General features: G+C 71.9%; 23 protein-coding genes. 14 read left to right on the top strand and 9 right to left on the bottom strand.

Annotated features, from left to right (window positions below):
* Window positions 1–8 precede the first annotated feature (8 nt).
* Entirely contained in the window at window positions 9–254 is a 246-nt protein-coding gene (locus ACAX67_RS10830; RefSeq protein WP_370703857.1) for a DUF6752 domain-containing protein, read from the bottom strand.
* Window positions 255–331: 77 nt separating this feature from the next.
* Between ACAX67_RS10830 and ACAX67_RS10825 the strand changes: the two genes are divergently transcribed.
* Window positions 332–1,075 carry a phosphocholine cytidylyltransferase family protein gene (locus ACAX67_RS10825; RefSeq protein WP_370704529.1) on the top strand — a complete coding sequence of 248 codons (744 nt, stop codon included), beginning with the start codon at window positions 332–334 and terminating at the stop codon, window positions 1,073–1,075.
* Window positions 1,063–2,118 carry an iron-containing alcohol dehydrogenase family protein gene (locus ACAX67_RS10820; RefSeq protein WP_370703856.1) on the top strand — a complete coding sequence of 352 codons (1,056 nt, stop codon included), beginning with the start codon at window positions 1,063–1,065 and terminating at the stop codon, window positions 2,116–2,118. Before ACAX67_RS10825 ends, ACAX67_RS10820 begins: the two co-directional genes overlap by 13 nt.
* On the opposite strand, the gene ACAX67_RS10815 is transcribed toward ACAX67_RS10820, so the two are convergent.
* Window positions 2,102–3,505 (bottom strand): hypothetical protein, encoded by a 1,404-nt coding sequence (locus tag ACAX67_RS10815; protein WP_370703855.1) that lies wholly within the window; start codon window positions 3,503–3,505, stop codon window positions 2,102–2,104. The two genes, ACAX67_RS10820 and ACAX67_RS10815, sit on opposite strands and share 17 nt — an antisense overlap.
* A gap of 176 nt (window positions 3,506–3,681) precedes the next feature.
* Here ACAX67_RS10815 and ACAX67_RS10810 point away from each other — a divergent pair, with 176 nt between their 5' ends.
* The 4 genes from ACAX67_RS10810 (at window position 3,682) to ACAX67_RS10795 (ending at window position 10,187) form a co-directional block, all read left to right on the top strand.
* Complete coding sequence (locus ACAX67_RS10810) at window positions 3,682–5,715, top strand: glycosyltransferase (protein ID WP_370703854.1); 2,034 nt, start codon at window positions 3,682–3,684, stop codon at window positions 5,713–5,715.
* Window positions 5,712–7,037, top strand: a complete 1,326-nt coding sequence (locus tag ACAX67_RS10805) for an ABC transporter permease (RefSeq protein ID WP_370703853.1) — start codon at window positions 5,712–5,714, stop codon at window positions 7,035–7,037. The genes ACAX67_RS10810 and ACAX67_RS10805 overlap by 4 nt, the downstream gene beginning before the upstream one ends.
* Before the next feature lie 4 nt (window positions 7,038–7,041).
* A complete protein-coding gene (locus ACAX67_RS10800; protein WP_370703852.1) occupies window positions 7,042–7,836 on the top strand; it encodes an ABC transporter ATP-binding protein in 795 nt (264 codons plus the stop codon).
* 239 nt (window positions 7,837–8,075) lie between these two features.
* Window positions 8,076–10,187: an FG-GAP-like repeat-containing protein gene (locus ACAX67_RS10795; protein WP_370703851.1), complete on the top strand. Its 2,112-nt coding sequence runs from the start codon at window positions 8,076–8,078 to the stop codon at window positions 10,185–10,187.
* 55 nt (window positions 10,188–10,242) lie between these two features.
* Here the strand turns inward: ACAX67_RS10795 and ACAX67_RS10790 are convergent, their stop codons facing one another.
* Window positions 10,243–10,965, bottom strand: coding sequence for a TIGR03089 family protein (locus ACAX67_RS10790; RefSeq protein WP_370703850.1), 723 nt, complete (start codon window positions 10,963–10,965; stop codon window positions 10,243–10,245).
* Window positions 10,966–11,050: 85 nt separating this feature from the next.
* Between ACAX67_RS10790 and ACAX67_RS10785 the strand changes: the two genes are divergently transcribed.
* On the top strand, window positions 11,051–12,145 hold the full coding sequence (locus ACAX67_RS10785; protein WP_370703849.1) for a mannose-1-phosphate guanylyltransferase: 1,095 nt from the start codon (window positions 11,051–11,053) through the stop codon (window positions 12,143–12,145).
* Between the two features lie 6 nt (window positions 12,146–12,151).
* On the opposite strand, the gene ACAX67_RS10780 is transcribed toward ACAX67_RS10785, so the two are convergent.
* Both ACAX67_RS10780 and ACAX67_RS10775 read right to left on the bottom strand, forming a co-directional pair.
* Window positions 12,152–12,793 carry a hypothetical protein gene (locus ACAX67_RS10780; protein ID WP_370703848.1) on the bottom strand — a complete coding sequence of 214 codons (642 nt, stop codon included), beginning with the start codon at window positions 12,791–12,793 and terminating at the stop codon, window positions 12,152–12,154.
* Complete coding sequence (locus ACAX67_RS10775; protein WP_370703847.1) at window positions 12,790–14,022, bottom strand: hypothetical protein; 1,233 nt, start codon at window positions 14,020–14,022, stop codon at window positions 12,790–12,792. Before ACAX67_RS10775 ends, ACAX67_RS10780 begins: the two co-directional genes overlap by 4 nt.
* 148 nt (window positions 14,023–14,170) lie before the next feature.
* Between ACAX67_RS10775 and ACAX67_RS10770 the strand changes: the two genes are divergently transcribed.
* Window positions 14,171–14,698, top strand: coding sequence for a hypothetical protein (locus ACAX67_RS10770; protein ID WP_370703846.1), 528 nt, complete (start codon window positions 14,171–14,173; stop codon window positions 14,696–14,698).
* 17 nt (window positions 14,699–14,715) lie between these two features.
* On the opposite strand, the gene ACAX67_RS10765 is transcribed toward ACAX67_RS10770, so the two are convergent.
* From ACAX67_RS10765 to cofD, 3 genes are read right to left on the bottom strand one after another with little or no spacing between them, the layout of a single operon-like run.
* The gene (locus ACAX67_RS10765; protein ID WP_370703845.1) at window positions 14,716–15,483 is read right to left on the bottom strand and encodes a DUF3105 domain-containing protein; all 768 of its coding nucleotides are present in this window, start codon (window positions 15,481–15,483) and stop codon (window positions 14,716–14,718) included.
* Window positions 15,484–15,526: 43 nt separating this feature from the next.
* Window positions 15,527–16,483: a coenzyme F420-0:L-glutamate ligase gene (gene cofE, locus ACAX67_RS10760; protein ID WP_370703844.1), complete on the bottom strand. Its 957-nt coding sequence runs from the start codon at window positions 16,481–16,483 to the stop codon at window positions 15,527–15,529.
* Entirely contained in the window at window positions 16,483–17,493 is a 1,011-nt protein-coding gene (cofD, locus tag ACAX67_RS10755) for a 2-phospho-L-lactate transferase (RefSeq protein WP_370703843.1), read from the bottom strand. Before cofD ends, cofE begins: the two co-directional genes overlap by 1 nt.
* 236 nt (window positions 17,494–17,729) lie before the next feature.
* On the opposite strand from cofD, the gene ACAX67_RS10750 reads away from it, so the two are divergent.
* Genes ACAX67_RS10750 through ACAX67_RS10740 form a run of 3 tightly spaced genes read left to right on the top strand, consistent with a single transcriptional unit; the run spans window position 17,730 to window position 22,390 of the window.
* Window positions 17,730–17,987 carry a WhiB family transcriptional regulator gene (locus tag ACAX67_RS10750; protein ID WP_149749477.1) on the top strand — a complete coding sequence of 86 codons (258 nt, stop codon included), beginning with the start codon at window positions 17,730–17,732 and terminating at the stop codon, window positions 17,985–17,987.
* Between the two features lie 55 nt (window positions 17,988–18,042).
* Window positions 18,043–20,928, top strand: coding sequence for a glycosyltransferase (locus ACAX67_RS10745; protein WP_370703842.1), 2,886 nt, complete (start codon window positions 18,043–18,045; stop codon window positions 20,926–20,928).
* On the top strand, window positions 20,921–22,390 hold the full coding sequence (locus tag ACAX67_RS10740; RefSeq protein WP_370703841.1) for a DUF5719 family protein: 1,470 nt from the start codon (window positions 20,921–20,923) through the stop codon (window positions 22,388–22,390). The genes ACAX67_RS10745 and ACAX67_RS10740 overlap by 8 nt, the downstream gene beginning before the upstream one ends.
* A 28-nt stretch (window positions 22,391–22,418) precedes the next feature.
* On the opposite strand, the gene ACAX67_RS10735 is transcribed toward ACAX67_RS10740, so the two are convergent.
* A complete protein-coding gene (locus ACAX67_RS10735; protein ID WP_370703840.1) occupies window positions 22,419–22,883 on the bottom strand; it encodes a metallopeptidase family protein in 465 nt (154 codons plus the stop codon).
* Window positions 22,884–22,934: 51 nt separating this feature from the next.
* Between ACAX67_RS10735 and ACAX67_RS10730 the strand changes: the two genes are divergently transcribed.
* From ACAX67_RS10730 to ACAX67_RS10720, 3 genes are read left to right on the top strand one after another with little or no spacing between them, the layout of a single operon-like run.
* Window positions 22,935–23,291: a DUF3499 domain-containing protein gene (locus ACAX67_RS10730; RefSeq protein ID WP_370703839.1), complete on the top strand. Its 357-nt coding sequence runs from the start codon at window positions 22,935–22,937 to the stop codon at window positions 23,289–23,291.
* A gap of 46 nt (window positions 23,292–23,337) precedes the next feature.
* A complete protein-coding gene (locus ACAX67_RS10725; RefSeq protein ID WP_370703838.1) occupies window positions 23,338–24,708 on the top strand; it encodes a phosphomannomutase/phosphoglucomutase in 1,371 nt (456 codons plus the stop codon).
* On the top strand, window positions 24,705–24,890 hold the full coding sequence (locus tag ACAX67_RS10720) for a Trm112 family protein (protein WP_527891012.1): 186 nt from the start codon (window positions 24,705–24,707) through the stop codon (window positions 24,888–24,890). The genes ACAX67_RS10725 and ACAX67_RS10720 overlap by 4 nt, the downstream gene beginning before the upstream one ends.
* The last annotated feature ends 5 nt before the right edge of the window (window positions 24,891–24,895 follow it).

The raw sequence follows: 24,895 nt of genomic DNA, 5'->3' as shown, positions 1-24,895 counted from the left end.
CGCGCCGGTCACGGTGCGAGGGAGTGCGCCTCGAGGAAGGCTTTTACCTTCTCCTCGTCGCGCAGGGTCAGCGGCACGAGCAGCTCCTCGACGATGTCGAGGAGCTCGGCGACGCGCCTGTTGAGTCGTCGCGCCTCCTGCACCTCGGCCTCGAGCTCGGCGACCCGGTCGCGGAGGGCGTCGACCTCCTGGCGGGTCGACCCCGGAGCCACTCGCCCGAGCTTTCGTCCGGCGTCGCGGAGTCGGTCGTTCATGCCGGGCAGGATAGCCTTGCGCGTCGTCCTCGCAGGTGCGGGGACTCGATCGACCGAAGGGATCACCTGTGATCGGGATGGTGTTGGCGGCCGGGGCCGGACGTCGGCTGCGGCCCTACACGGACACGCTGCCGAAGGCTCTGGTGCCCGTGCGCGACGGCGACGGGACCGCCGGAGGGGACACCATCCTCGACATCGCGCTCGCCAACCTGGCCGAGGTGGAGCTGCGCGACGTGCTGATCGTCGTGGGCTACGCCGCCGGCGCGGTCGAGGAGCGCAGGGCGGCGCTGGAGAAGCGCTACGGCGTCGACATCACGCTCGTGCACAACGACAAGGCCGAGATCTGGAACAACGCCTACTCGATGTGGCTCGCCTGCGACGACATGACCGACGGGGTGCTGATGGTCAACGGCGACACGGTCCACCCGGTCGCGGTCGAGGAGACCCTGCTCAAGCACCGCGGTCCCGACGTGCTGCTCGCGATCGACGCCGAGAAGCAGCTCGCCGACGAGGAGATGAAGATCCAGGTCTCCGACGACCTGGCGCTCACCCGCATCACGAAGCTGATGGACCCGGCCACGGCCTACGGCGAGTACATCGGCGCCACCCTCATCGAGCCGGCTGCGGTGCCGCACCTCAAGGACGCGCTCCAGGCGACCTTCGAGCGCGACCCCGACCTCTACTACGAGGACGGCTACCAGGAGATGGTCCACCGCGGCTTCCGCATCGACATCGCCCCGCTGCCGTCCGGCACCGCATGGGTCGAGGTCGACAACCACGACGACCTGGCCAAGGCCAGGGAGATCGCATGCCGCTACTAGCGCGGATGCTCGCGAGCCCGCTGCACCTGGACATCCGGGCGGGCGCGGTCGCGAACCTCGCTCAGCTGCTCCACGAGCGTGCCATCACCAGCGGCGGCACCGTGATGGTCGCCGTCGGCACCGGGCACGGGCAGGAGATCTGGGAGCGCATCAAGCCCTCGTTGCCCAACGCGACGATGTTCGACGTCTGGGAGGCCAACCTCGCCTCCGCCGGCGCGCTGCAGGAGGCGCTCGGCCAGCAGGGGTACGACGCCGTGGTGGCGATCGGCGGGGGCAAGACCATCGACGTGGCGAAGTACGCCGCGACCCGCGCGGCGCTGCCGATGGTCGCCGTGGCGACCAACCTTGCGCACGACGGCATCTGCTCACCGGTGGCGTCGCTGGAGCACCCGCACGGCAAGGGCTCCTACGGCGTGGCGCTTCCCCTGGCAGTCGTGGTCGACCTCGACTACGTGCGCGGCGCGCCTCCGGCGATGGTGCTCGGCGGCATCGGCGACGCGATCAGCAACCTCTCCGCGATCGAGGACTGGCTCCTCGCTGAGCGCGAGCGGGGCGAGCTCGTCGACGGGCTGGCGCTGGCCTTCGCGCGCACGGCCGCCGAGGCGGTGCTGCACCGCACGGACACGATCGCCGACGACGACTTCCTGATCGCGCTGGCCGAGGCGCTCGTGCTGTCGGGGATGGCGATGTCGGTGGCGGGCACCTCGAGGCCCTGCAGCGGTGCGTGCCACGAGATCATCCACGCGATCGACCAGCTCTACCCGGGCGTCTCCAACCACGGCGAGCTCGCCGGCATCGGCGCCCTCTTCGCCACCCACCTGCGCGGCCACGACGCCCGCTTCGAGCAGATCGCGGCCTGCCTGGGCCGGCACGGCCTCGCCAGGACGCCCGGCGAGATCGGCCTGTCCGACGACCAGTTCGTGGCGGCGGTGATGGCGGCGCCCGCCACCCGGCCCGATCGCTACACGATCCTCGAGCACCTCGCGCTCGAGGAGCCGCTGGTCCGCGAGCAGGTCGCGGCGTTCGTCAGCCGGCTCGCGTAGCCGCCTCGGCAGCGGCCCGCGCGCGCAGCGCGGCCAGCTCGGCGCCGAGCGGCATCGCGACGCGCACCTGCTCGGCGATCGCGGTCAGGGCGAGCCCGACCTCCGGGGCGCGGTCGCTGAGCTGCCGCTCGAGCAGGCCGCGCCGGTCCAGTCCCTCGTCCTCGGGGTCGTCGTCGGGCCCGTCGTCGTCCTGCTCGCCGCCGTCGTCCTCGCTGTCGGGATCGTCGTCGGAGGAGCCGTCGGTCGGCAGGACCGGCTCGTCGCCGTACCCGTGCTCCTCGCGGAACGCCGCGATCCTCGCCTCGAGGGAGGTGATCGCCTCGTCGAGGCCGCGTCGGGCCCAGGCCGCGGCGAGGAGCAGCTCCTCGTCGGTGGGCGTGTCGAGCTGGGCGGTGACCGACTTCCCGACCTTCTCGGTGGGGAGGTCGTCCAGGCTGCCGACCAGGTCGACGCCGCTCGTCTCGATCGCCGCGCGGACCCGTTCGTTCCAACGGGCCGAGTGGTTGCGGCCGGGACGGTTGAGGGTGACCTTGCGCTCCTCGGCGGCGCGCTCGCCCAGGATGTCGCGCGCCAGGAGCGACTTCATGGTGCGCAGGTAGTCGGTGCGGGTCACCGGGCCGAGCTCGATGTTGAGCAGCCGCATCAGCTCGCTGGAGGGCAGCCCGAGCGAGGCGTTGCTCTCCACCGCGCGCTCGCGGCACCTGCCGGCGTTGATCCCGACGACGCTGGCGAACCGCTTCCACAGCAGGTCGGGGTCGTCGCTCTGGAGCGGCACGGTCACGACGTGGAACCGTTCGGCTCCGACCAGAGGCACCCAGGTGTCGATCATGCGGGGGACGCCCATCGCGCGATCGATCATCCGCTCGGGCCGGGTCGTGGGCGTGCCGTCACCCCTCTCCACCGTCTGGCGCAGACCCCAGATGAGCCGGCGCAGCGGCACCTCGGCGCCGTTGCGGCAGTTGGTCTGCCACTGTGAGCGCAGCACCGCCTGGGTGTCGCGGACGGTCAGCACCACGTGGACGTCGGCGCCGTCGAGGGACGCGAGGATCCGCTCGGCCGCCTGCGGCTTCGCCCAGCAGAGGAACTCCATCGAGAGCACGGTCGCCTTGCCGCGGTGGGCGACCATCTCCTCGGCCAACCGGTGCCACCGGCCGTCGGCGGCCCGGGTGAGGTCCGTCTCCTGCGGCGTGCTCAGGGCGTCGTGCGTCGCGAGCACGACGTCGCGCCAGCTGCGGCCGGGGAGCAGGTAGCCGTCCTTCGCGAGGACGTCCCTGTTGGCCGCCATCAGCCGTTGGAGGTACGTCGTCCCGGTGCTCGGTCCGCCGATGTGGAGGTAGATCGGTGCCGGCTGGTCACGCCGATCGCGGTCCAGCCATCGGGGAGGCATGCGGCGGACATTAGCAGCCACCATCGGCGCGCAGATCAGGGTGTGGGGAGGGGTCCCCGGCGCGAGATGTGACCAATCAGGCACGGCCGGAGCCCCGTGCTGGATTCCCGGTTCACCACCGTCCCGCTGCTACCTTGATCTCCGTCCCACCGGCGAGTCGAAGGAATACAGGCCACGTGAGCGAAGCCGCCACTGTCACCCCGTCCGCGTCGAACGACGACGAGGGCTTCCGGGTCGTTCAGCGGCTGGTCCTCCCCAACGACCAGGAGCTCGACGTCCAGTCGCTCTACGTCAGCGGGATCACCAGCTTCTCCTCGGGAGGCGACTCGATGTCGCGGCAGTCCGGTGGCGACTTCGAGAGCGCCTCCGCCGATGAGGACGACGATGACGACGAGTCGGAGTCCGAGGGCTCGGGCATGTCCGGCTTCGGCCGGATCACCGATGCCTCCGGTGTGGCCGTCGACCCGCACCGGCGGGTCACCCTCGGCACCTACTTCAACGCGTTCCCCGCCAGCTACTGGCGCCGGTGGACGGAGTTCTCCGCCGTACGGCTCACCGTCCGCCTGCGGGGCCACGGGTCCGTCATCGTCTACCGCTCGACCGCGAAGGGCCACGTCGTCCGTGCCGACTCGCACCGGCTCGACAGCGACACCGGCGAGACGATCACCTTCGACCTCCCCCTGAAGCCGTTCATCGACGGCGGCTGGTACTGGTTCGACCTCGAGGGCGGGCTCGGGGAGCTGGTGCTCGAGGACGCCCACTGGGGCTTCGAGACCGACAAGGTGCGCTCCGGCCGCATCACGATCGGCATCACGACCTTCAACCGGCCCGACTTCTGCGTGCCGCAGCTGGTCAACCTGGCCTCCAACCCGGCGGTCCTCGAGATCATCGACGAGATCGTCGTGGTCGACCAGGGCACCAACAAGATCGTCGACGACCCGGGCTACGAGGCGGCCGCCGCCGGTCTCGGCAGCAAGCTGCGGGTGATCGAGCAGCCCAACCTCGGTGGTTCCGGCGGTTTCTCCCGCGCGATGAACGAGGCGACCTCGATGGGCGCCTCCGACTACGTGCTGCTCCTCGACGACGACGTCGTCTGCGAGCTCGAGGGCATGCTGCGCGCGGTCGCGTTCGCCGACCTCGTGAAGACGCCGTCGCTCGTCGGCGGCCAGATGTTCAGCCTCTACGACCGTTCGGTCATGCACGCCTACGGCGAGGCGATCGCGAAGTACCGGTGGTTCTGGGGCCCGGTCGCGCCGAGCGTCCACGGACACGACTTCGCCAAGAAGTCGCTGCGCGCGACCTCCTGGATGCACCGCCGCATCGACGTGGACTACAACGGCTGGTGGATGTGCCTCATCCCCACCCAGGTGATCCGCGAGATCGGCCTGTCGCTCCCGATGTTCATCAAGTGGGACGACGCCGAGTTCGGCCTCCGGGCCGGCGCTGCCGGCTACCCGACGGTGACGCTCCCGGGCGTCGCGGTCTGGCACGTGCCGTGGACGGAGAAGGACGACACCCTCGACTGGCAGGCCTACTTCCACGAGCGCAACCGCCTCGTGTCGGCCCTGCTGCACTCGCCCTACCCGCACGGCGGCAAGCTCGTCCGGGAGAGCCTCGAGAACCACACCAAGCGGCTGATGTCGATGCAGTACGGCACGGGCGAGACCATCCTGCTCGCGCTCCAGGACGTGCTCGACGGCCCCGACCGCATGCACCACGACATCCTGCACCGCCTCGGCGAGGTCCGCGCGCTGCGCGACGACTACGACGACGGCCAGTCCAAGCCCGAGCTCGACGCCTTCCCGGCCCCGCGCCGCAAGAAGCTGGAGAAGCGTGGCAAGGGCATCCCGGTGCCGTCGACCACGGTCGGCAAGGCGAAGATGGCCGCGACCGGCCTGCTGCGCCAGGCGCTCCCGACCCGGGAGCTCGCCGAGGAGCACCCCGAGGGGATCGTGCCCCACGTCGACCAGCGGTGGTACCGGCTGGCCCACTTCGACTCGGCGATCGTCTCGTCGGCCGACGGCGTCGCGGCGTCGTGGTACCGCCGTGACCCCGCCCAGTTCCGTGACCAGATGTCGCGGTCGCTGAAGATGCACGCCAAGCTCTACCGCGAGTGGGACGAGCTGGCGGAGCGCTGGCGCACGGCCCTGCCCGAGCTCACCTCGCCGGAGCGCTGGAAGCTGACCTTCGAAGGCATCGACGAGGAATGAGATTCGGCGCTCGGCGTCGGGCGGCAGGCAAGCACGCGGGGGACCGGAACCGTCGTGGACGGTCTCCGCAGCTCCCGCCGCAGGTAGAGGACGGCCCCGCTCCGACGGATTCGGTCCAGCCGGTCGCGCCCGTCCAGCCGGTCGCGCCCGTCGAGCCGGAGCGGGACGTCGAGCCGGAGCGGGAGGTCGAGTCGACCGCCGAGCGGGTCTACCCGCCGGTGCCCGAGCCCGAAGCCCAGCCCGAAGACCAGCCCGAACGCCAGCCCGAGCCCGAAGCCCAGCAAGAGCCCGGCGACGACGAGCCCGAGCTCGACCTCGACGACGACTCGCTGGCCGACGTACCGCTGTCGGACCTGCCGCAGGAGGACCGGCGCCGCGAACGGCGCCGCCGTCGTGAGGTGCGGCAGCGCGACCGCAAGGAGGTCGCTGCCGTGGCGGCCGCCGAGCACGCCGCCCGCATCGAGGACGTGCCGCTGACGCCGCCGAGCGCCAACAACGGCCTGCTCGCGGTGTTCCAGAAGCGCTACCTGCTCAAGCTGCTGGTGAAGCGCGAGGTGAGCGCGCGCTACCAGAGCTCCTTCCTCGGCCTCATCTGGTCCTACATCGGCCCGGCCTGCCAGTTCTTCATCTACTGGTTCGTGCTCGGCACGATCCTCGGGCTCCACAAGTCGGTCGAGAACTTCGGCATCCACATCTTCTGCGGCCTCGTCGTCGTGCACTTCTACACCGAGACCTTCGCTGCCGGCACCCGGTCGATCGTGCGCAACAAGTCGCTCGTGGCGAAGCTCGCGCTGCCGCGCGAGATGTTCCCCGTGGCCTCGATGCTGGTCTCGCTGTTCCACGTCTTCCCGCAGATGGTCATCCTCATCGCCGGGTGCATCGCCCTCGGCTGGACCCCTGACCCGACGGGGATGCTCGCGATGGTGCTGGGCTTCCTCATCGCGATGCTGCTCGGCACGGCGGGCGCGCTGCTCTTCAGCGCCGCCAACGTCTACTTCCGCGACTTCGGCAACGTCGTCAACATCCTGCACATGTTCATCCGCTTCAGCGTGCCGATGATCTACCCCTACAGCATCGTGCACGAGCGGTTCGGCCAGGCGGCGCACTACTACCTCTGGAACCCGCTGGCCGACTGCGTGCTGCTCATCCAGCGCGCCTTCTGGGTCGGCACGACCTCCGACCTGCACCAGACCGAGGCCGAGCACCTGCCGCCCGACCTGCTGATCTGGGGCGCCGGCATGGTCGGGCTGGGCATCGTCATGCTGACGATCGGCCAGCTGGTCTTCAGCAAGCTCGAGAGCAAGATCCCGGAGCGGTTGTGAGTCGATGAGCACCTCGATCGTCCTCGACGGCGTCACCAAGACGTTCACCCTGCGCTACCACCGCACGATCAAGCAGATGTCGGTCGCCAAGGCGCGTGGCCTCGAGACGAGCCGGTCCTTCCGTGCCGTCGACGACGTGTCCTTCACCGTCGAGCAGGGGGAGTCGATCGGCCTGATGGGCCTCAACGGCTCGGGCAAGAGCACCCTGCTGAAGGTGATCAGCGGCGTCATGAAGCCCGACGAGGGCAGCGTGCTGACACGCGGCAGGATCGCCGGCCTGATCGCGACCGGCGCCGGGTTCCACCCGCAGCTCACCGGTCGCGAGAACCTCTACCTCAACGCCGCGATCCTCGGGATGTCCGAGAAGGAGACCAACCGCAAGTTCGACGAGATCGTCGAGTTCGCCGACCTCGGCAGCCGGCTGGACACCCAGGTCGGCCACTACTCCTCGGGCCAGAACGCCCGGCTGGGCTTCTCGATCGCGGTCCACGTCGAGTCCGACATCTTCCTCGCCGACGAGGCGCTCGCCGTCGGTGACAAGCCGTTCAAGCGCAAGTGCCTCGCCAAGATGCGCGAGATCCGCGACAGCGGCCGAACGATCTTCTACGTCAGCCACGCCACCGGCCAGGTCCGCAAGATGTGCAACCGGGTCCTCGTGCTCGAGGCCGGCCGGCTCGCCTTCGACGGCGGTGTCGAGGAGGGCATCAAGTTCCTCCACTACGACAACGACGACGAGGAGGAGTACGGCGAGGACCTCGAGGACGACGACGGCGACTTCGACACCGGCGACGACATCTGAGCTCCTGCGCGGGCGCGGCGTCGGATCGCGCGAGCGCGTCGCCGCTGGCGGTCCCTCGCGGCCTTCGGCCGCGCGCTGACGCGCGCAGTGAGCGGACTTGACAAATCTCTGAACCGTCGGCGTGTCGGCTGGTAATTACACGTTTGTAGTTACTCAGAACCTCTTCTCAGCGCGTGTGACTCATGTGAAAGTTGCTACTCGTGTGACACCTTCCCCGCACACGACTGGAGCACGATCACATGCTTGCGAGCCTCATCCCGAGTCCCCGTGGCGCCGCCCGGCGCAACCGGTTCGTGTCCGGGTGCCAGCAGCTGCTGGCACTCGCGCTCGTGCTGGCGGCGCTGACGCCGGCTGCGCGCACGATCACGATGGACGTCCGTCCCGCCCCCGCAGGCGGCAAGGTGAGCGGCGAGGCCGCCTACCTGCGCGCCGCGACCGTGCCGAGCCGGGTGGCGACCGCGCCGGTCGACCCGAAGGTCGCGGAGTACAGCCTCACCGCACCGGCCGGAGCGCGACTGGCGCCCGGCATGCTGCGGGCCACCAGCCGCCGTACGGCGACCGGGGGCCAGGAGATCACCAGCGACGCCGTACCGGTCAAGGGGTACGGCGCCGTGGGCGTCACCTGGGGCCACGGGCTCGCCGTCCCGGACCGCGCGCTCGCGGTGCAGGCGCGCACGTACGACGGCGGCCGCTGGTCGCGGTGGACGACGGTGCCCTACCACGACGACCACGCGCCCGACCCGGACAGCCGGGAGGGACGCCACGCGCGTCCCGGCACCGACCCGCTGCTCGTCGGTGACGTCGACCGGGTGCAGGTGCGGGTCGACACCGACTCCTCGGCGCCGGCCGACATGCTCCTCGCGGTGGTCGACCCGGGTCACGAGACCTCGACCGCGCGGGAGCGGCCCGCCATCGACACCGCCACGCTCGACGGCGGCGCTCGTGAGGACACCGGCACGACCACCTCGTCCAGCAGCGAGGGCGACCTGGCGCTCCAGTCGTCGATGAGCGCACCCAAGCCGAAGATCTACTCCCGTGCCCAGTGGGGCGCCGACGAGCACCTGCGCGACGCGCCCTCGCTGCACTACTACGAGGTGCACGCTGGCTTCGTCCACCACACGGTGAACGCCAACGACTACACCCGCGCCCAGGTGCCCTCGATCATCCGCGGGATCTACGCCTACCACGTGCAGTCCCGGGGCTGGAGCGACATCGGCTACAACTTCCTCGTTGACCGGTTCGGCCGCATCTGGGAGGGCCGCTACGGCGGCGTCGACCGTCCCGTCGTCGGCGCGCACACGCTGGGCTACAACGACAACGCGTTCGCGGCGTCGGCGATCGGCAACTACGAGACCGCCCGCCCGAGCCGCGCGATGATCCGGGCCTACGGCGCGCTCTTCGCGTGGAAGCTCGGCCTACACGGTGTCGACGCCTCGTCGACCAAGCAGTACGTCACCTCGCGCTACTTCCAGGCCATCAACGGCCACCGCGACGCCGACGCCACCGCCTGCCCCGGCCAGTACCTCTACAACCGCATCCCGCGCATCCGGGAGATCGCCGCGGCCACCCAGCAGGGGTGGGGCGGACGACAGCTCGAGTCGAGCCTGGTCGGCAACGCCCGGCCGGACCTGGTGCTGCGGCGCACCAGCGACGGGCGGGTCTTCGTCCGCCAGATCGTGCCGACCGACACCACGGGCTACCGGCTCGGCAAGGCGGTCCGCACCAACCTGGTGCTGCCGGACGCGAACCTGATCCTCAAGGCAGGGGACTGGGACAGCGACGGGTACGGCGACCTGATCGTCAAGCAGGGCGGCGCCCTCTCGCTCTACCGCGGCCTCGGGAAGGGGAAGTTCGCGGCACCGACGCAGCTCGGCACCGGCTTCGACCGGGTCACCAAGCTCGCCGCGGTCGGCGACTTCACCGGTGACGGTCAGCCCGACCTGATGGGCCAGCCCGCCGGCGGCTCCATGCAGATCTACCCGGGCAACGGCACCGACGGGCTCAAGAAGTCCTACGCGGCGTACTCGCCGATCAAGGGACGCAAGCAGATCCCGATCGGGCTCTGGGACAAGGACGGCGCGCCGGACAGCCTGGTGCGCACGCGGACCCAGCTGCAGCTCTTCCTCGGCAACGGCCCCGGCGGCTTCACGGCCGAGAAGAACCTGGCGATCCCGGTGGGCGGCTACGACTGGCTGCTCGGCGTCAGCGACGTCGACCTGACGGGCCACAGCGACCTGGTCGCGCGGACGTCGAGCACCGACCAGCTGTGGGTGATCCCCGGCAGTGCCGGCGGCTTCAAGGCGCCGGTGGCGATCGCGGGCGACACGTCGGACTACGACCTGGCGGGCTGACCCGCGGGGGTGGGCCCGCGGGCACGACAACTGAAGATGTGAGGGAGCCTGGCGCCTAGGCGGGGAAGCGGGCGGTCGTGTGCTCGGCGATCTCGATCGCTTCGAGCCGCTGCTGCCCGGCCCGGGTGACCAGCACGAGGGAGCCGCCCTTCTTGAGCGGCTCGCCGAAGGTCGCGGGTGCCGGTGGGGAAGCCGGGTCCGCGGCCACCAGGAGGCGGCCGCCGTCGGTGACGAGAGTCCCGGTGGCGGCCGCTTCCCACAGCTCCTGGTGGGTCTGCTCGTCGCCGTCGACCGTCAGCGCCGGGTCCTCCGGGATCGGCGGGTCCCAGGCGGTGAATCCGTCGGGCTGGGACCAGATCTCGACGCCGACGTCGTGCACGCCCTCGGGGACCGGCTCGGCGAAACGCACGCCCATCGGGAGGAGCGAGCAGGCGAGCACCGTGCGCTCGGCAGCCGACGGCGCCCAGTGGTCGAGCCGGTCCGGGCCGCAGACCACCGCGTCGGGGCTCTCGCTGTCGGTGACCACCAGGCCCGCGCTCCACGCCGCCCCGAGGAAGACGGGCGCGAGCCAGTGCGGGGGGAGGTCGACACGCAGGGTGTCGCCGCGCTCGAGGTCGAGCTCGTCGACCAGCAGGGAGGCCGCCTTGGCCACCCAGTTGGCGTACGTCGTCACGGAGAGCTCGACCCGCTCGCCGGTCTCGTCGTCGTAGAACGTCACGAGCGGACGCCCGGGCTCGTGGCGCAGGCGATCGGAGAGCACGGCGGCGAAGGTCGTCACCGTGCCGAGGATAGGGCGCCGGACCGCACGGTCTACTCTGGCCGGGCTCGCGCAGCAGCAATCGCACCGAACCAGGGGGTCACGCGTGGTGGACGGCTCGATCGACGGATTCTGGGCGGTGGTGCCGGCCGGCGGTGCCGGCACCCGGCTCTGGCCCTTGTCGCGGTCGTCGTCGCCCAAGTTCCTCCACGACCTGACCGGCCAGGGCCGCACGCTTCTGGAGCAGACCTACGACCGGCTGACCCCGTTGGTCGACGACCGGTTCGTCGTGGTCACGGGCCGCAACCACGAGCAGGCGGTGCGCGCCCAGCTCACCGCGCTCGGGCCCGACGGAGTGATCGCGGAGCCCTCGCCGCGCGACTCGATGGCCGCGATCGGTCTGGCCGCGGCCGTGCTGGAGCGGCGCGAGGCCGAGCGGGGCGAGGACCTCGTGATGGGCAGCTTCGCCGCGGACCACGTGATCCCGGACCCGGCCGGCTTCCGCCGTACGGTCCAGGAGGCGGTCGTCGCAGCCCGCGAGGGCTGGCTGGTCACCATCGGCATCGAGCCGACGTTCCCGAGCTCGGCGTTCGGCTACGTCCGCCAGGGCGCACCGTTGCACGGCCACGAGCGGGCGTGCGTGGTCGAGGCGTTCGTGGAGAAGCCGTCGGTCAGCGTCGCGGAGGAGTACGTCGCCTCGGGCTCCTACCGCTGGAACGCGGGGATGTTCGTCTGCCGGCCCACGGTGCTGCTCGAGCTGCTCGCCGCCGAGAACCCGGACTTCACCGCCGCGCTGCGGGAGATCGCCGCAGCGCCCGAGCGCCTCGACGAGCTGTGGCCGAGCCTGCCGAAGATCGCGATCGACCACGCCGTCGCCGAGCCGGCCGCGGCCGCCGGTCGGGTCGCCACCGTCCCCGGCAGCTTCGGCTGGGACGACATCGGTGACTTCGACTCCCTCGCCGCGCTGCTCGGCGACCCGGAGAAGTGCAACGTGCTCGGTGACCCCGGCCTCGTGCTGTCGCAGGAGTCGACCGGCCTCGTCGTGCCCGCATCCGGGCGCGTCGTCGCGGTCATCGGCCTCGACGACGTGGTCGTCGTCGACACCCCCGACGGGCTCCTCGTCACCACGCGCGAGCGCGCCCAGGACGTGAAGGCCGTCGTCGCGGAGCTCAAGGACCAGGGGCGCGCGGACCTGACCTGAGGCGGGTCAGCGGCACAGGTGAGGCGGCACGTGGGTGCCGCAGACCGCCATCCGCCAGCGCCGGACGTGCTCGACGTAGCGGTCGCCGGCCTCGTCCTCGTAGGTGACGTCGATCCGCCGGAGGTCGGCACCGCCCTCGTCGACGCGCAGGACGACGACCAGCTCCTGGCGACCGACGGCGGACGGCGACGCGCTGCAGGGGTGATCGACCGTCGCGCCGACCGCGCGGGTCGTGCTGACGAGCGGCTCCTCGGTGGCGTAGCGCTCGGAGAAGTCGGGGGCCGCGCCCAGCGCGCTGTAGAAGTCGGACCGTTCCTGCTCGGCCTCGTGAGCGTCGAGCGTGTCGATGAGGAACGAGGCCGAGATCGGTGCCGCATCCCAGTCCGGCTCGACGGCGGTGACCGTCACCGGCCGCTCGGCGCACAGGTGACGGGCTCCGAACGACGCCGTCCAGCGCACCGGGTGACGACCCTCCGGGGCTCGGACCGACATGCCGACGGGGTCGTCGTCGATCCGCAGCGGACCGTCGTCCGCACGGGGAGCGCGTGGCGGGCTGGGATCGCTCGATCCGCCTCCGCCGTCGTGCGTCGCGCACCCCGAGGCGACGAAGAGGAGGAGGACGACGGCTCCGCGGAGCCGTGGACTCACCTGATCCGTTCGATCATCTTCGCGGCCTTGGAGGGCTCCGCGTTGTTACCGCAGATGCGCTTGTTGCCGCCGGTGACGCCGTAGTAGAGCCGGGTCCCGCTGCTGTAGACGTGCCTCGAGGAGAGGTCGATGCCGATGGCCGAGGAGATCTTGACGCCGTAGGACAACGAGTAGTCCGACCCGCGAACGTGTCCTCGCCACCAGTTGCCGTTGGCGACGTTGCCGCAGAAGTCGTGGTCGTTCCAGTCCGGACGGTCCGACTTGTCCAGCTCGTTGATGTCCGTGAACCCCGGCTGGTAGCGCGGCGCCACCTGGTTCCACCGGTATCCGGTGATCACGTTGGTGCAGTGGTACAGGCCGTAGTTGATGTCGATCCGGTAGCTACGGTTGATCGCGCGAGGATTGAAGTCCTCTCCCCACTCGTCGTCGGTCGACGTCGTGCCGGATGCGTGGAAGTTGCCCGCCGTGCCGGTGGTCACGGCGATCCCGGTGGTCGTGTGCTCCGAGGACGAATACGTGAGCCAGGAATTGTCGCCCTGTGTCGGATAGCTGGTCGCGACAGTCGTCGACACCGGGTCGCTCGCATAGAGATCGCAGTCCGCCGCCCCACCGCCGGTGCGCTGGGAAGCGACCCCATGGGTCGGCTGGATCGCCGACGCGTTGACCAGCTCGGTCCATCGGCCCTTGAGCGCGGTGCGGTCGTCGGACGTCGCAGGGTGGTTGAACATCCGCACCGTCACCGACGGGGAGCCGTGGCTGCGCACCTTGCGGAGGGCCGGGGAGCGACGGACCCCGCGCTCGAGCTGCTCGCGTGCCCTGGTCGCCTCGATCGCCCAGCCGCCGTCGATCCATCCGTCGCCGGACGTCGGGTCCTCGACCAGCGAGAAGGCGGTCTCGCTCACCGTCCCGTCCGTCTCGAGCACCTGGACGTAGAAGTCGACGACCTGCGCCGAGGAGACGACGCGCGCCGGCACGGACGAACGCGTCGGGGCCACGTCGTAGGTCCCGTCGGCGTTCTTGGTGACCGTGCCCTGGACCAGCGACATCGTCATCGTGTCGCCGATCTCGTCCTGGCTCATGATCTGGTCGGTCGGGTAGGCCATGATCGTGGTGGTGGCCACGCCGGCCGCCTGGGCCGGATCGACCGCGCTCGCGTTGATGGAGAGCGCGCTGATCGCCAAGGTGAGGGCGGTGCTGGTGACGCCGAGGACACGTTTCGCTCGAGCCATGGCCGAGTCCTTCCCGAGAGTTGTGAGGCTCGGAAACGTAGAGCGACCCCCGCCGGCCGGGCAATAGTCACAAAGGACGACTTCCCGCACGTCAGGGGAGACGGTACGTTTCCCGCCCTCAGCTCAGTTCGCATCTCGGGGTGGTCTCATGTCCTTCGCGTCCCAACGCTCGATCCGTGCCGGCGTCGTGGTGCTCGCCAGCGTCGCTGCCCTCGGACCGGCGGTCCAAGCCCCGTCGTCCGCGAGCGCGGAGGCACGACGAGGAGGGTGCTGCCTGGAAGGCATCCACCGGGACTTCTCGCTCGAGACGGGTGAGCTGATCTTCAAGGGCTACGCCACGGCCGACGGCTACGTCGCCTTCGAGAGTCGGAGGCGGGCGGCCGTCCAGGCCGCCGTCACCGACTGGTGCGACCACAACCCGGGCGACGGCCTCGGTGCCGGTCTCTACGCGGACATCGACTTCGGCGACGGTAGCCGGAAGCTGGAGTACCTCTTCGGGGACTTCAACGGATGCACCAACGACGGACCCAGTGGCTTCGGCACGCACTCGGTGCCGAACCCGGCCGACAAGCGGATCGTCGCCGTCCAGATGCTGTTGTGCTACGAGGACCCGGACGTCAGTGGGATCGCGTGCGAGTCGCAGAAGCGCTCGCGCATCATCGACAACCCGTACTGATCAGGAGTCCTGTCCGCTCACTGCTTGCCGACGTAGCCGCCGATGGGCTCGGGGGCGTCGTAGTAGGGGTGGTCCTTCATGAAGGTCTCGAGCGCCGCGCCGCTGGGCTCGGAGCAGTACTGCCACGACCCGAACGACTTGCTGGTGTCGTCCTTGTCGGCGCTCCAGTGGGTGAAGGCGATGTGCTGGCCGTCGGGGAAGGCCTTTCCGTCGTCCTTGGTCCACGGCACGGCCTTGAAGGCGAGCCGGTTGTTGGTGTCGCTGATGCTCAGCTTCTTGGCGATCGCCTTGATCTCGCCGAGCATCGTCGCGTCGTCGGCAGCCGTCTGGTCGTACCAGAGGATCGTGAAGCCGTGCTCGAGGTTGTGCACCAGGGCCTCGAGCTCGGGCCGCGTGTCCTTCGTGTAGAAGCGGTCCTCCATCGGGACCGGCGCGACACCGTTCTCGTTCCAGTGGGGGCCGAAGGCGGGCGGGGCGTCGTCGTACTTGATCTGCTCGCCCGTCGGGCGGTGGTCGCCGCTGCCCGTGGCGTCCTTGGTGGTGACCTTGCCGCACACCGAGGCGGGCGCGCCGATGTCGGCGAGCTTCTCGTCGTTGTACTTGCGCTGCTCGAACCAGGTGCGCACCGGGTTGTAGGCGGCGGCTCCGATGAGGACGACGGCGACGGCGATGCAGACGCCGACGATGATCCGGCCCTGACGCTGGTCGGCGCGGCTCTGCTTGCGCCGGATGTCGTCGATGACCTTCTGGCGCTCCGACTTCTCGGACTTGGTGGTCTTGGCCACGGTGCGGCTTACCTCGGTGTCGTGGGACGGGATCGCGGTGAGTCTACGGACTCGACCTGTGGAACCGGAGATCGCCGCCGTCCGCGGTCGGCCGGGGGAGCCAGCCGTGGGCGAAGGCGAGGACCGTCGCCCGGGCAGCCTGCCCCGCGTCCGGGCCGCTCGGGCAGTGCACGCTGTCGCCCTCGACCGCCGCCGCGAAGCCGCTCGCACGGAGCAGCTCGGCCAGCTCGTCGGGCGATGACGGAGCGCCGAACGGCGCCGCGTCCGAAGGGTCGCCCAGCACCGCGCGTACGACGGCCTCGCGGGCGCCGTAGCCGAAGAGGTCGCCCCCGTCCGCGCGGATGAGGGCCCTGGCGCCGGTGCCGTCGTCGCCCGGTGCGAGCACCAGGTCGGTGCGCCCGCGGACCACCGCGAACGGCCGCCCGCCGAGCTTGCCCTGGGCCAGCTCCGCGACGGAGGCGACCTCGTCGGCCACCGCGGGCGCGGTGACGGCGAGCTCGTTGCCGTGCTCGTCGAGCCGGCCGGCGTACGACTCCAGGACGACGACCCCGGCGGCGCCGATGGCGATGTCGGTCTGCCCCTCGCGCCACGCCCGGCCGGCGGTGTCGGTGACCACCACGCCGACGTTGCGACCGGTGCGCTCCGCGATCGCCGCGCGCAGGCGGGCGGCCGAGGCGTCCGGCTCCGCCGGCAGGAGCACGACGGCCCCGCGGGCCACGTTGGAGGCGTCGACCCCGGCGGCGGCCATCGTCAGGCCGAGGCGGTTGCGCACGATGCGGGTCGGCCCGCGCCGGGCGACCAGGCGGGTGGTCTCGGCGGTGATCCAGTCCTCGCGGTCACCCTCGACGACCCGGCCCTCCGCCTTGCTGACGACCTTGCTGGTGACGACGACGATGTCGCCGTCCTCGAGTGTCACCAGGGGGAGCAGGAGGTCGGCGAGGTCGGCCCCGGCCGCCACCTCGGGCACGCCGTCCGGAGCGATGACGGTCAGGGTGGGCATCAGCGCACGAGGGCGATCGCGGCCGCGGCCATGGCGGCGGTGGCGTCGTGGTCGGTCATCATCAGCGGCACGGCGGCGCAGCGGATGCCGGCCTCCTCGATCGCGGCGACCTCGGCCGCGTCCCGCTCGTCGACGAGCCAGGCGTCGAGGACGCCGCCGGCGCTGCGCGCGCCGTAGTGGCGGCCGACGCCGGCCGCGCTGACCTCGACGCCGATGGTGGCGAGCAGCTGCTCGGCCATGCCGCGCACGTGGCTGCCGCCCACGATCGGGGACAGCCCGACGACCGGGGCCGGGGTCGTCCGGAGCGCGTCGCGCACGCCGGGCACGCCGAGGATCGTCCCGACGGAGACGACCGGGTTGGAGGGCGGCAGCACGACGAGGTCGGCGCCTGCGATGGCGTCGAGCACACCAGGAGCGGGGGAGGAGTCGTCGAGGCCGACGACCACGATGGTCTCGGCGGCGACCTCGGCGCGCAGCCGCACCCAGTACTCCTGGAAGTGCACGACGCGGCGTCCGCTCGGGGATGCCGTGTCGGCGACGGCGACGTGGGTCTCGACGCGGTCGTCGGTCATCGGCAGCAGCCGCACCCGCTCGCCCCAGACGGGTGCGAGCCAGCGCTTGCAGAGCGCCTCGGTCACCTTCGAGAGGGGGTAGCCCGCGTCGATGAGCTGGGTGCGCACGAGGTGGGTGGCGATGTCACGGTCGCCCAGCCCGAACCAGGTGGGCTCGACGCCGTACGCCGCCAGCTCCTCCTTGGCGTTCCAGGACTCGTCCTTCCGTCCCCAACCACGGTCCGGGTCGATGCCACCACCGAGGTCGTACATGACGGTGTCGAGGTCGGGGCAGACCTTGAGGCCGTGGATCCACCAGTCGTCGGCGGTGTTGGCGACCACGGTGACCTCGGCGTCGGCGTCGACGCCGGGCAGCGCGCCGGTCGTGATCCCGTGCAGCAGCCCCTGGAGGAACCTGGCTCCGCCGATCCCGCCGGACAGCACCGTCAGCTTCTTCATGGGGTGAACTCTGCCCGTTCGCTGCCCGCGCCTGGTCGCGGGGGCGTTTGCCGGGGGTGATAACGGAACCGCATATAGCAGATTCGGGCTTGACTCAGCGTGTATGACATGCATGTAATTCCACTAGTGTCGTTCAGATCTTCAGGCAGCGGCGTCAGGGTCGGATCGGGTCGCCGATCTCGGGGCGTCGAGATGTTGTGGGCGGCCATCAAATGGGGGTCGAAAGGGGCGGAACGGTGAGAGAACTCTTCCTGGTCGAGGATGTGGACACCGAGGACCTGGGATGGCAGGAGCGCGCGCTGTGCGCGCAGACCGATCCCGAGGCATTTTTCCCGGAGAAGGGCGGATCGACGCGCGAGGCCAAGAAGGTCTGCCAGACCTGCGAGGTCCGCGTCGAGTGCCTGGAGGCCGCGCTCATGCAGGACGAGCGCTTCGGCATCTGGGGCGGGCTGTCCGAGCGGGAGCGGCGCAAGCTGAAGAAGAAGGCCGTCTGACCGCTCCCCGCGCGGGATTCGGAGCGCGACCGCGACCCCACTAGGCTCGCTCCTCGTGTCCGATGTCGCGGTGGTGCTCGTCAGCCACGACGGCGCGTCGTGGCTGCCGGCCGTCCTCGAGGGCATCCGTCGTCAGACGGCGCCCATCGCCGGCGTCGTCGCCGTCGACACCGGGAGCAAGGACGGCAGCGCCGAGCTGATCGCGAGCACGTTGGAGGCCGCGCGGATCCCCTTCGCCGTCTTCCGCGAGAGCAGCGCCACCTCCTTCCCGCAAGCCGTGGCCATCGCCCTGGCCGGCCTGCAGCAGCACGGCATCGAGACCGACTGGGTGTGGCTGCTCCACGACGACTCCAACCCCGCTCCCGACGCCCTCGCCGAGCTGACCGCCGCGGCCCTCGTCCGGCCGGACGCCTCCTTCTTCGGCCCCAAGCTGCGCGAGTGGCCCTCGCTGAAGCGTCTCCTCGAGGTCGGGGTGACCATCAGCGGCACGGGCCGGCGCGAGACCGGGCTGGAGCGCGGCGAGTACGACCAGGGCCAGCACGACCAGGTCCGCGAGGTGCTCGCGGTCAACAGCGCCGGGATGCTGGCGCGCCGGGCCACCTTCGAGGCCCTCGGCGGGTACGACGAGCGGTTGCCGATGTTCGGCAACGACGTCGACCTGGGCTGGCGTGCGGCCGCGGCGGGGCACGCGACCGTGGTGGTGCCGCGGGCCGTGGTCTTCCACGCCGAGGCCGCCCACCGCGGCATCCGCCGGACCGCCCTCACCGGGCGGCACACGCACTACCAGGAGCGCCGCGCCGCGCTCTTCACGATCCTGGCCAACTGCCGGCCGGCCGCGCTGCCCTTCCAGGCGGTGCGGCTCGCGCTCGGCTCGGTGCTGCGGATGCTCGGCTTCCTCGTGGTGCGCTCGGTCGGCGAGGCGCTCGACGAGCTCGCCGCGGTGGTGTCGGTCCACGGCCGTCCGGGACCGCTGCTGGCGGCGCGCCGCGAGCGCCGGGAGCGCCGGACCTCGCCGCCCGACCACGACCGGCTCCGCCGGCTGCTCGCCCCGTGGTGGCTGCCCTACCGCCACGGCCTCGACTTCGTCACCGACCTGGTCGCGGCGGCCGCGAACCAGGCCGCCGACGTCGCCGACCGCCGCCGGATCGCGGCTGCGGAGCGCGATCCGTCGCCACCGGTCGCGCGGCACAAGGACGACGACGAGGACTTCGTCGACTCCGGCCTGCTCGCACGGTTCCTCACCGACCCCGTTGCCGTCGGCCTCGCCGTCGCGGCGATCGCCTTCGTGATCGGCGCGCGCGAGGCGTTCAGCGCGGTGAGCGGCGGTTCGCTCTCGCCCGTGCCGGCCGGGGCCGGTGACTGGTGGCGGCTGCAGTACGAGAGCTGGCACCCGATCGGCTTCGGCAGCGCGGTGCCGGCGCCGCCGTACGTCCTGCCGCTGGCGCTGCTCGCCTCCGTCCTCGGCACCGAGGGCACCATGACGCTGCTCCTCGTCGCCGCCGGCCCGATCGCGCTCTGGGGCGCCTGGCGCTTCCTGCGGGTCGTGGGACGGTTCATCAGCCGCTTCGGCGCGCCGCGGTGGCTGCTGCTGTGGGGGTCGGTGAGCTACGCCCTGGTGCCGCTGGTGGCGGGCGCCTGGGGCAGCGGGCGGTGGGGCGTGGTCGTGGCCGCGGCCCTGCTGCCGTGGCTGGCCCGCGCAGCCCTCGACTTCGCCGACCCCGAGGAGCCGCGCCGGTGGCGCGCGGCCTGGCGGGTGGGCCTGCTCCTGACCCTGCTCACGGCGTTCGCGCCGGTCGTGTGGTGGTTGTGCGCCGTCCTCGGCGCGGTCGTGATCGCGACCGCCGGGGCCGTGGTGCGCAGCGCGGTGCGCGCGCGCTCCGCGTGGGGTCCGCCCGCGACGGCGCTCGCGGTCCCGCTGCTGCTGCTCGCGCCCTGGTGGCTGCCGGCGCTGTGGGAGGGCGCTGCGGGAGGCTTCTTCCTCGACGTCGGCCGGTGGCCGACCGCCGCGACCGACGGCGTTGACCTCCTCGTCGGCCGGTTCGGCGACCTCGGCGCCCCGTGGTGGCTCGGTCTGGTGCTCCCGGTGGTCGCGCTGCTCGCCGTGATCCCGCGCGCGACGCGGATCGGCGTGGTGCTCTGCTGGCTGGTCGCCGCCGTGACCGCCCTCGTCGCGGTGCCCCTCGGTGTCTTCGAGGTCGACCTGGCCGGTGCGGCGACCCAGCAGCCCGGACTGGGACCGGTCCTGCTCGTGGTGCACGGCAGCTGGATCACCGCCGCGGTGCTCGGCGGCCTCGCCCTGACCGAACGCTCTCCCACGCCCGTCGTCCTGCCACGCGTGGCGCAGGCCGTCACGGCCGTCGTCGGCCTCGTCGCGGTCGCGGCGCCGGTCGCCGGGCTCGTCTGGTTCGCCGGCTGGGGCGGCGACGAGCTCGAGGCCCACACCGACAACGGGATCCCGGTCTACATGTCGCAGGAGGCCGAGGCCGCGGACCAGAACGGCATCCTCGTCATCCGCGGCAGCGTTGCGCACGGCGTCACCTACCGGGTCGAGCGCGGCGACGGCGCGACGGTGGGCGAGGACGAGATCGCCGCCCTGACCAGCGAGGACACGAGCGCGACCGACCTGGTCGCCGACCTCACCACCGCGCCCTCCGACAAGGCGGTCGCCGAGCTGACGCAGCGCGGCATCCGCTACGTCGTCCAGCCCGCGCCGGCCGACGGCCAGATCGCGACCCGGCTCGATGCCACCGAGGGGCTGGTCCGCGCGAGCGCGGAGGACCGTGAGACCCGGGCGTGGCTGGTGATCGACAAGCCCACGGCCGACTCCGTCGAGGGGCCCCGCTCGTGGGCCCGGATCGCGCTCCTCGTGCTGCAGGCGATCGCGATCCCCGTCGTCGTGGTGCTCGCCCTGCCGACCCTGCGCAGGAGCCGTCATGAGTGACGACCAGCAGACCCCCCCCACCGCTGCCGGTGGCTCGGGCCGCCGTGCCGACCGCGCCGGCAGCATCGCGCCGGGCAGGCGCGGTAGCGCGCAACGGCGACGGGTCGACCTGGTCGTCGTCCTCGGTGTGCTGCTGCCGGTCGTCGTGGCCGGCAGCCTGGCACTGGTGCGCGGTGAGGACTCCTCGCCCTACGCCGACGCGCCGCCGTCGTCGGCGCCGCTGTCCGACGCGTCCGTCGTCTGTGCCGCGGCCGGCAGCACGACCGCGGGGGACGTCGTCGTCACGCGGGTGCCCGACACGCGGGCCGGCAAGGTCGCCGTGCGCGTCGCCCAGGGCGGCGCGGCGGATCTCGCACCACGCTCGCCCGTCGACGTACGACCCGATGCGCTGACCACCATCGGCACCGACGGTGACGTCGTCGTGCGCGGCAAGGACGCCGCGGCGCCCGGTCTCGTCGCCGGCCGGACGGGGGAGGCGCGCGCGGCGGCCGAGTGCCGGGCGCCGGCGTTCGACGAGTGGTACGTCGGCATCGGAGCCGCCGCGAAGCAGTCCTCCACGATCGAGCTGGCCAACCCCGACGGCGGCCCGGCCGTCGTCGAGATCGCGCTCTACGGCCGCCACGGTCTCGTGCAGGAGGACGAGCTCCACGGCATCTCCGTCCCAGGCAACCAGGTGGTGCGGCTCGACCTGTCGAAGGTCGCCCCGCGCCGCGGCACGCTCGCCGCGCACCTCACCGTCACGCGCGGCCGGGTCGTGCCGACCGTGCGCCACACCTACGACCCGCTCGGACGCGGCACGCCGCGGGTCGACTTCCTCCCGGCGCAGGCCGAGCCGTCCGGCGACAACCTGCTGCTCGGTGTGCCGGCGGACGGCTCCGGCGAGATCAACGTCTTCAACCCCGGCGCGAGCGAGGTACGGGCGACCGTCCGCGTCGTCTCCGACTCCTCAACGTTCACCCCCGCGGGGCTCGACGAGGTCGTCGTGCCCGCGGGCACGGTGCGTCAGGTGCCCCTCTCCCAGGTGCTGACCAAGCGCGCGAGGGCCGGTGCCCTCGGGCTCGAGGTCGTCTCCGCCACGCCGGTGGTGGCCTCGGTGCGGCTGCTCGGCGACGACCTCGGCCTCATCGCACCGGTGACCGCGATCGACCCGGGCCGGCCGGCGACCACGATCGTGCCGCTGGGTCCGAAGTCCCTGGTGCTCGGCGGCGCCACCGGCGCCGGCACGGTGCGGGTGACCGCGACGGACGCCCGCGGCAAGGTGCTGCTCGACGGCAAGCGCATCGAGATCGGCGCCGAGCGGGGCGCCGGCCTGAAGCTGCCCGACGCCGCGGTGGCGGTGACGGTCGAGGCGCGCAACGCCGCCGTGGCCGGGACGGTGGTGCTGACCGGCGACCGCATCGGGGTGCTCCGCGTGCGGCCCGCCGAGGTCGACGCCGAGGTGCCGGTCGTCCGTCCGGAGTGATCGGGCCGCGGCCCGTCGAGCCGCCGGTTCAGTCGACGTCGTCGGGATAGCGCGGATCGACCTCCGACGGGGAGATCCCGAGGAGCTCGGCGACCTGCTCCACCACGACCGTGAGCACCATCGCCTCCAGGTCGGTGCGGTCGGCCGCCCGGTGCTCGAGCGGCCGCCGGAAGACCACCAGCCGGCTCGGCGTCGTGCCCGAGCCGCGCACCAACGACGACAGGGGCACCGACTCCGCGTCCCAGTCGTCGGGGAGCTGCGGGATGTCCTCGACGACGTACTCGACGAGACCGAGGCGGTCCGACCACCGGGCGTCGATGTCGGTCACCACGTCGAGCACCAGCCGGTCGAAGCGCTCCCCGGGCGAGCGCGGTCGCGGGGGCCGTCCCATCGAGGGGTGCCCCAGCGCCGCGGGTCCGCGCTGGCCGCGTCCGCGGCGGTCGCGGCGCGAGCGTCGGTCGGGTCCGCCCGGCCCGGCAGGGGAGTCCTCCACGAGCCGCGAGCCTATCCGCCGTACCGCCGGACAGGAGGTACCGTCTGCCGCGTGAGTCTCGCCCGGCGCTGTTCGCGCACCGCCTGCGCCCGCCCCGCGGTCGCGACGCTCACCTACGTCTACGCCGACCAGACCGCCGTGCTCGGCCCGCTCGCCACCTATGCCGAGCCGCACGCCTACGACCTCTGCGGCTTCCACAGCGAGCGCCTCTCGGCGCCCCGGGGCTGGGAGGTCCTGCGCCTCTCCCTCGACCAGGCGGTGCCCGGCCCGAGCGAGGACGACCTGCTCGCGCTCGCCGACGCCGTCCGCGAGGCGGCACGACCGCTGACGCCGGCCACGCCGCCGGTCCAGGAGACCGGCCGCGAGGTGGCCCGCCGCGGTCACCTCCGCGTCCTCACCAGCGACTGACCCGTGCGCCGTGCCGGCGAGCGGCGCCATCTACTACGTTTGCGCCATGTCGACGATCTCGCCGGGCAACGTCAACGCGGTCTTCAAGGCCTACGACGTCCGCGGGGTCGTCCCGGACCAGCTCGATGAGGATCTCGCCCGCGCGACGGGCCAGGCCTACGTGCGGGTGCTGGGCGTGACGTCGATGGTGATCGGCTACGACATGCGGCCCAGCTCGCCCGGACTGGCGGGCGCGTTCGCCGACGGCGCGACTAGCGCCGGCGCCGACGTGACCATGATCGGGCTGGCCTCGACCGACCAGCTCTACTTCGCCTCCGGTCACCTCGGGCTGCCGGGCGCGATGTTCACGGCCAGCCACAACCCCGCGCAGTACAACGGGATCAAGATGTGTCGCGCGCACGCCCAGCCGGTGGGCCTGGAGAGCGGCCTGGCCGAGATCAGGGACCTGGTCCTCCAGGAGGCCCCGGCGCCGTCCGGGCGCACGGGCTCGATCTCGAGCCACGACGTCCTCCACGCCTACGCGGCCCACCTCCTCTCGCTCGCCCCGGTCTCCGGTCGCCGGCTCAAGGTCGTCGTCGACGCCGGCAACGGCATGGCCGGCCACACCGCGCCGGCCGTCTTCGAGCGGCTCGCCGACCAGGTCGACCTGGTCCCGATGTACTTCGAGCTCGACGGCACCTTCCCCCACCACGAGGCGAACCCCATCGAGGCGGCCAACCTCGTCGACCTGCAGCAGCGCGTGCTCGACGAACGGGCCGACATCGGACTCGCCTTCGACGGCGACGCCGACCGCTGCTTCCTCGTGGACGAGCGGGGCCAGGCGGTCTCGCCGTCGACGCTGACCGCACTGATCGCCGCGCGCGAGCTCGCGAAGGAGCCGGGCTCGACCATCATCCACAACCTGATCACCAGCCGCGCCGTCCCGGAGATCGTCGCCGAGCGCGGCGGCACGCCGGTCCGCACCCGGGTGGGCCACTCCTACATCAAGGCCACGATGGCCGAGACCGACGCGATCTTCGGCGGCGAGCACAGCGGCCACTTCTACTTCCGCGACTTCTGGCGTGCCGACTCCGGCATGCTCGCGGCGCTGCACGCGCTCGCGGCACTGGCCGAGACCGACCAGCCGCTGTCGAGCCTGCTCGCCGACTACGAGCGCTACCCGATGAGCGGCGAGATCAACTCCGAGGTCACCGACCAGGCCGCCGTGCTGGCCGCGCTGGAGGCGACGTACGGCGGCCGCGAGGGTGTCGAGGTCGACCACCTCGACGGTCTCAGCGTGGTCAGCGACGACTGGGCGTTCAACGTGCGCGCCTCCAACACCGAGCCGTTGCTGCGGCTCAACGCCGAGGGGAAGGACGTCAGCACCATGAACGAGATCCGGGACGAGGTCCTCGCGGTGATCAGGAGCGGCAAGTGACCGGGGGCGCGGGCGTGTCCGCCGAGCTGCTCGCGATCATCGTGTGCCCGGCGTGCCACGGCGAGCTCGCGCTGGCCGAGGCCGACCGGCCCGAGCTCGTCTGTCAGGGCTGCGGACTCGCCTACCCCGTCCGCGACGGGATCCCGGTCCTGCTCGTCGACGAGGCCCGGTCGACCCGCTAGCCGGG

This window comes from Nocardioides candidus (assembly GCF_041321175.1).
In the GTDB taxonomy this organism is placed as follows: domain Bacteria; phylum Actinomycetota; class Actinomycetes; order Propionibacteriales; family Nocardioidaceae; genus Nocardioides.
This window is presented reverse-complemented; position numbering and strand designations above follow the sequence as displayed.